Source organism: Endozoicomonas sp. SESOKO4 (genome assembly GCF_024606275.1).
Genome location: NZ_JAHHPS010000490.1, coordinates 1 through 5720, shown reverse-complemented (window position 1 = coordinate 5720; position 5720 = coordinate 1). Strand labels below are relative to the sequence as shown.

2 protein-coding genes are annotated in these 5720 nt (G+C 46.9%); both read right to left on the bottom strand.

All coding sequences use genetic code 11. The annotated features are described in order from the left end of the window. Positions 1 to 5367 (bottom strand): hypothetical protein (locus KDK16_RS09395; protein ID WP_257275770.1); only part of this gene is annotated, 5367 nt, incomplete at its 3' end. Between the two features lie 138 nt (positions 5368 to 5505). Beyond that, positions 5506 to 5720: hypothetical protein (locus KDK16_RS09390; RefSeq protein ID WP_257275769.1), on the bottom strand; the 215-nt coding region annotated here is incomplete at its 5' end.

Genomic DNA, 5720 nt, shown 5'->3' with positions numbered 1-5720 from the left:
CAGAGAGCCGGTTTTCAGCAGAATGACTGAGGAAGCGGCCTTACCCAATGGCATTGCCAGTCCTCCTGCTTCAGAGATCTTTTCAATGCCGCTGTGGTAGGCATATTGGCCGACTCGGTCAAGGTCAACACCATAGCGTTCCAACCAGTGCTGGAAAGGTGTGAGTATTCTGTGTGTGTAATCGCCCCTGTTGGTCAGATCAAGAAGGTAGAGGAACGCCATGTTTGAGAGAGACAGACGGGCAGCCCCAAGGGCGGTTTGGGTCACCATCAGAGGCTTGTAGCTGGAGTAGTACCAGGTGACCGCTTGTAGCAGGAAGACGGAAGGCTTGACCCAGTAATCAGACAATTGTCGCTCAACCGCTGAGGCATGAGCCTGCATCAATGTGTCGTTGATAGCCTTGATCAGGTCTGATTCAGACAAGTCGGCAGCGTAGGCGTAAGGTGCCAGGGTATCCTGAATATTGGCCAGAAACGCTGCCGTCCTGCGGCCACTGTCAAAGGCAATGTCGTCAAGAATATAGTTGGCGATGACCGCAGCTGCGTACTCTCTCATGCCAGCAACAGACTCTTTCATACCCGCCGGGCCAGTAGTGGTTACAGTCACAGGAGTAAAGGCACTCTGCATGAATTCCTCAGCATCCCTGTCTGACAGCATATGGACAACCTTCCTGAACTCAGACACTCTGACGCCATGTTTATAACCAAGGAAATGCTCAAATTCAGCCACTGTCTGATATCCATCGACACCTCTGATGGCCTTTATATAGTGCTCAAGTTCAATCTTGCTGATCAGACCTTCACGCAGCAGAGCGATGATCCTGTTACCACTGGCAGAATGGGTAGCAAAATATTCCGAGAAGCTTTTCAGGTTCTCTGGTTCATGTTCAACGAAGCTGATGGCCGCTTTGCCTAAACCGCGAATTTCGTCGTCGTATTCTTGTGCCCCTGTTTCCATCTCATACATTGCCCAGAGCGTCAGAGTCTCGAGTTCTATGAGGGCATTCCGGGGTTGATCTGCTAAAGGCTCGAGCCGGGATTCCGGCAAAGTCGTTTTCAGGCTCTTGAATACCTCTACAATTCGACTGGCCTGTTTAAAAGTCAGTTTGTTTCCGACCATTGCCTGCAAGCGAATCGGTGCAAATTCATCGTCAAAATCGAAAGTCGCAAGCAATGGCGTTGCCTTACCACTTTCTCTCGCCGCATCTGTCAGGCCCAATGCGACTCCGAGGGCTTGTTGTTTGAGAGGGTGCTGCTGAATGAAGGCGGCCATCGCAGCCCGAACTTCTGCCTGCCTCGGTGTGTACTGGAAGGGACCGTCGTCATTTTTGACGGCTTCCCTGGCAGCCTTCAGGACATCCTTCATTCTCTCAATGTCTGCTTTCCTGACTTCAATTTCACTTTCCAGACGGGCCCTTTTATGAATCAGTTGCCGGATCTTGTTGCTAATAACATTACTACTGCCCGGTTGTAACTGTTTGATTTCTTTGTTATGTGCGGTTTTAGCCTGCTCATCAATGTTACCGGGATCTTCAATCTCCTGTTTCTTGCGATCCGGATTCTCTCGTGCATTCTTCTCTTCATGCCGTGTATGGGTCACTTCCATACTTTTCCTGTCCTGCTCACGCAGGAATTCTGTGACCTGAGAGTGCTTTTCTCTGGTTAAAGTCAATTCAGACAATACTTCATTGTTTTCATTGTAAGCTTCCTGAACAACAGCATCTGTTTTGGCTCTCAGTTTCTGAACAATTTTATCTCGACTTTCTCTACTGTCCCCTTGCGGAGAATGTCTGATGTCCTCCACTTGTTCTGGCAGGAAATGTGTAATGTCCTTTACTCGCTCCTGAAGGGGTTGCTCGTCACCTGCAGCCAGATCGAACTTGATCTGAAGTTCTTTCATTGCTTGATTGAGAGCTCTGTCACCTTCATCCGAGATACTTTTCTGGACAGCACGGGTTCCGGCATATAAATATTGTTTGACAAGGATAGCATCCAGTTTTTGATTAGCCGTCTCCAGCTCACTTTCAGCGTCTTCTATTGCTCGCCATGCAGTCGCTACCTCACGATCAAGAACGTATCGGGGTTTGGGTCCGAGGCGAGCTATTTGTCTGTCAAGCTCATTTTCAATGGCTGCGATATGCTCATTGACGTCAGCAACACCTGCTTTGAAAACTTCTTCAGACAGCTGTTGGAGTTTTTTGTTTATTAGAATGTTTTGGTCTTCTATAGTGGCGTCATCTTTATAATTCTCAATGTTGATTTGATGAGCAATTTCATTATTTCTGACTCTTTTGACATCTTTATCGCCATAGACTTCGCCTACTTCTTCCATTAATGCCGAAATTTCGTTGCTAATAGCATACTTGTTGTCAGAAAGGTGAATATCGTCTTCTAATATTATCCCCAGATCATTGGCCAGTTTAGCAAGGAAAGTCCTGCCTCTTTCTTTAGCCGCATTGCTTACAGTGAAGCAGATATGCAGTTTGGCCTCTATCTCTTTAAACAGCTTTATCTGTTGTCTAATGGCTCGCTCATTCGCATCTTCGACATAAAACGTAAGATGCCTTTTAAGATTCTCGTATTTTGTTGCCCTCTGTTGGCTCGCATGTGTAATGTCTTCTTTCCAGAAAGTTTGTACTATCGCATCCAGCATGGAGTCTGATAAATCATTGTTTTCGAGTTTTGTACGAATCCTGTCAAGTCTTGTTGCTTTGTCATCACCTTCATTGACATTGATCCCGAGTATTTCCTCTACGGTTTTCAGTACCACCTGCGCATCTCCCTCTACCCGCTGCCTGCTTGCTGTGATATATGCCTGAATTTTTTTAGAAATGGTGTGACGACGGTAATACACATCGTTCTCACTATTGGCGTAATGCATCTTCAGGGAATTTTCCACAGCAGTCAGTTTCCCAACGACTTCGGGCTTGGCTTTGGGGTGACCTGGTGTTCCGATGTCTTTTAGTTCTTCTTCCAGCTCTTTAAGTTTAAAAAGCTTGAAATAGACTGTTGATTCCAGGGTGTCGCGGTTTTTCAGTCTGGTTTCAACATCACTCAGCTCAATACCAAGAACTGCTGCCAGAGCAACTTTTCTGATCCTTGTGTAAGAATCCTCCCTATTGCGTTGATTGTTCATTTCATAAAGTTTTTGACGCATAACTTCCTCTCTGAGATTCATTCCGGCAAGTGATGCAAGGATGCTTTCTTGTTGAACCTCAATATCTGCGTTGCTATCAAAATTCGGAATCTTCAAATGTGTAGCAATGGTTGCATAGCGGGCTTTGATTTCAGCTTCTTTTCCAGCATCTTTTCTGGTGCTCTGTTGTTGAAGATACAGTTGAAAGAAAAGGGCATCCCTTTGCTTAAGGTGCTGTAGAATGGCCTGGTGACGGGCTTCGAGGTCAGCTTCGTTGTTCGGTCTCAGAGCGAGCTGACCTTCAATAGTAGTCAGTCTGCGCAGGGTCTCCTCGTCGGCCTGTTTTGTCTTGTGTTGAATATGCTGTATTTGCTGTTGAATCGATTGAAAGCGGGCATCCAGATCGTTTTCATCGACCGGGGAAATACCGAGCTGGCCTTCAATGCCTGCCAGTTTTGCTTTTACAGCTTTATGATCAAACTGGCCTGTTGCGGCAATCGCCAGGTTGATTTCATGAATTTTTATACTGATCAGTTCGGCTTGTTTTACCAGTGGCAGAGTATCATCCCAGTCGTCCATACCAAGCTGTGTGGCCAATTCAAGGTTGCGAAGCTTTATAAGCTCATCGTCAATTTCCAGCTTGAGTGGTTGGACTCTCAGTTTTTCCTCATAACTGCCAATGGCTCGCTGTAGCCGTTTGCTTAGCCCGGTGAATCTGCCTTCTCTTTCCTGTAGCTCATCCAGCTCAATTTCCATCTCATGCAGCTGAGTGGTCATGTCACCAATGACTTTGTGAGCAAACTTTGCGCCTTCGTCAAAAGCAAAGCTCTGCATCAGTTCCGCGACCGACTCTACATCTTTGCGAACATTCTGAACAAAATATGGGTTAGTCAGGAGTTCTCTGAGCACGGGTTTGAAGCTGAAGTGTTTTTCCAGTTGAACCTGCATCCAGATTGGCGTAATAACAGATGAAGTGACCCGGATGTGTTTTGTGGTTGAGAATTCAAATTCGTCGGTTTCATCCTGAGCAGCAACGGCCAATGCCTGCCGAAGAGATTCATAGTATGTCAGCGTCGACAGTTTAAATACGTTAAGTTCAGCATCGTGCTGTACAGCCAATTTGGCAGAAAACTCCTCCAGCAGAGCCATCTGCCTGCTTCGAATGATGTATTGGTAGCTTTTGACCTTGTTTCTTTTAATCTTTGTAGTGTAGTCATTATCATTAGCGTCAAATTCTTCCCAGTGCCTTTGGAGGCTCTCCACAAAAGCGACATCGGTCGGATTGTGTTTCTGACCGTGGAAAACAATAATCTCTCCCGGAGCCTCAGTTACTTCCAGTTTCGGATAACCCTCAGGAACTGGATAAACCTGTGTGTTGTCCTCGACGTGTACAACATATCCGACGGGTTTCTGGTACGACAACAGATCATCCAGAGCTTCCTGTTGTAAATTTTCCCCCAGAATATGGACCTGGGTATAGGCAGAGGTGGCCGCTGCGAAAAGCACCTCATCATTGACAAAGAGCGACTGACCCAGACGCTGCAGTTCAGGAGGCTGATCGCTGGCAGCGATAAGACGCATGAAGGTGCGCCCGTTCACTTCAACTTCCTTTACCCTAATAGTGGCAAGGACGTCATAGTGATCAGTTGAACGAAGGCTTCCTCCTCTTTGATTCGCACCTTTGAGCACCCCGACTAGTTGTATGGGGCTGGCGACTCCCGTTAAAGGTTCTAATTGCAGGTCGTCACCTAATTGAGCACGAACTGCTGCCACTGAATCAGGGTCGGTCATCCCGCTTCTGACTTCAATGAGCAGTTTTTTGTCTTTCAGGCAATGCGTGAACCTGAATACCTCCTCAGCACCGACCTTCAGGACTTTGGTGTATTTCTCAGCAATGTCATGCTCGTCTGTTTCAAACAGGTTAACAGTGGAAACACCACCCTCAATACCAGAAAGAACGTCTGTGAAGCCTGCGGAAGGAACATCATTACCCACTCTGGCTTGAGTCTGAACAGGGTAGGTGGTGGTAGATTTGGGTATTGGCTGACGGGCATCACCGAAAGTTGACTTAAGCAGAACCTCATTCTGGGTAATAATCGCTTGTCCACTGCCCGAAAAATCAACAGAATGTGTCTGTAGCCTTCGCGCGGCCAGTGCCTGTGTAGTAATAATGGAAGAGCTAATGGCAATGGTCACTGCAATGCTTAATGCATTGGGGCGAGTATATGTCATTTTACTACCTCAGAGCCGGGTACTTCTATTACCGCGAAAAGCGATGGCCACATCGGGTGAGGAAGAGGGTTTCCAATCGCTCGCGGCTGTCAGCGGGTCATGGCTGCAGGTAGAAATCTTGATTGTGGGGTATTTCTTTTAATGACCATGAACATTCTGATCATCGCCCTGTTGCCAATCATAGAAGGCACCCGGAGTGTAGGAGTACGGAGTGCTTTCTGCATGGGAGAATGACCATTTAGGCACATTGTCCTTGAAATATTTCTCCCAGCCATTCTCAAACATCTTCATGGTTCGATCACGTCGTTCACGGAACTGAAGATAATTCTCGTTTCGTGTCCAGCCATACATCA